Genomic DNA, 1,546 nt, shown 5'->3' with positions numbered 1-1,546 from the left:
GGTCGAATCTGTTCAAATTGTTTGCGGGTAATATTGCTTGGATAGTTTTTCATGGCTAAAACTCACTTTTTAATAAAACTATATCAGATTTTTTAGATATTAGACAGGTTCTAAGCAAGTCGCCTTACGGGACATACTCTGAAAGGTATGATGAGTTTTAAGCGTTTTTTGCCACTGCTTATGTTGGTACTGAAATCCTTGATCTGTGTGTACCGTTGTTCGATAAGGAAGCTCAGGTAGTCCATCTAATGCTTCTTTTAGTGGCTTCAACGCAAACTCAAGAGTTGGATGTGCACTAATGTTAAATGCCAAAATTTCACCCGAAAATAAATCCATGATGGGCTCTAAATAGATTCGTTCACTTTGACTCATCTGACCGTATCGAAATTCACTAACGTCGGCGACAAGTTTTTGATATGGTCGATCTGTCTTGAATCGCCGGTGTAACTTGTTTTTGGCGATTCTACCAACAACTCCTTTGTATGAGTTATATTTACGAGTTTGCTTATTAAAGGCCTGACATGTCCAGCCTTGTTCCTTCATAATTCGGAGGACGCGTTTGTGATTAACTTTAAATCCCTGTTCATGCATAACTAACGTTATGCGACGGTAACCGTATTTTTGAGTATACTTGGCATCTGTTTGGCGAATTTCATCAATGGCTTGGATAACCTGGTCATCATCATATTTTCGTCCCTGGCTGTGCTTAGTGTAATAGTACGTGCTACGTGGTATCTTAACGGCTTTGAGGATAAAACTAATCGACGTTTTGAAGACTCGCCTCAGATCATCAATTAAGGTCACGGTTTCGCGTGAGCTGATTTTTCGTGATCTAAGGCATCGAGTTTTTTTAGGAATTCATTCTCGATTCTTAACATCTTATTTTCTTGCTTGAGTTGCTTTAACTCATCTTTATCGTGGCGTGCTTGAATTTGTGCTGTTGTGGGTTTGGTTACTTTTTTATACTTATGCTTAGCCATAGTCTTTGAATCTCCTCTCACTCTATTTAGGCCACTGAGTCCCTTTAAATCAAACTTTCTTTGCCATTGCCAGATAGTACTTGGTGAAGAGAGATTGAAGTGTAGTGCTGTTTCTGAAAGCGAAGCTTGGTGCTGTTGTTTCCAGTTTAATACTTCTATCTTGAACTCACTAGAGTATTCCAAGTTCATAGGTCTCGGTTTTAATCCTGCAATGCCAAAACGATTAAAGCGATGAACCCATAGGAGAATCGTTTCATTGTTGGCAATATGGTATTTTCTGGCCAATTGAGTGGAACTAATACCCGTTAAATATTGTGTCACAATAGAAATTCGTAACTCTAAATTAAATTTAGTCATAATAAAACCCCCGAGATTGTTGTCCAATCTCGGGGGTTCACTTCAACCTCGTGATGAGATGAGTGGCTTTTTGGTTGTGCCAATTTTGTAGGATTGGTAGATTGCAAATTTAATCCGAATTTTTGGACAAATTTGTCAGCATAACCTGATACGGTGTTTGCCAGTCGAGTATTTTAAGCGGTCGCTGGTTAATTTGGAGTAACGTCGTC

General features: G+C 38.9%; 2 protein-coding genes and 1 pseudogene. All 3 read right to left on the bottom strand.

Annotated features, from left to right (window positions below):
- Nucleotides 1–99: 99 nt before the first annotated feature.
- Nucleotides 100–804 carry an IS3 family transposase gene (locus MZO40_RS16900; RefSeq protein WP_099722364.1) on the bottom strand — a complete coding sequence of 235 codons (705 nt, stop codon included), beginning with the start codon at nucleotides 802–804 and terminating at the stop codon, nucleotides 100–102.
- A complete protein-coding gene (locus tag MZO40_RS16895) occupies nucleotides 801–1,337 on the bottom strand; it encodes a helix-turn-helix domain-containing protein (protein WP_056953190.1) in 537 nt (178 codons plus the stop codon). The genes MZO40_RS16900 and MZO40_RS16895 overlap by 4 nt, the downstream gene beginning before the upstream one ends.
- Before the next feature lie 109 nt (nucleotides 1,338–1,446).
- Nucleotides 1,447–1,546 (bottom strand): annotated as a pseudogene (locus MZO40_RS16890) (IS30 family transposase); the annotation flags it as partial.

It is taken from the genome of Lactiplantibacillus sp. B652, assembly GCF_023806745.1.
GTDB classification, from domain to species: Bacteria; Bacillota; Bacilli; order Lactobacillales; family Lactobacillaceae; genus Lactiplantibacillus; species Lactiplantibacillus pentosus.
This window is presented reverse-complemented; position numbering and strand designations above follow the sequence as displayed.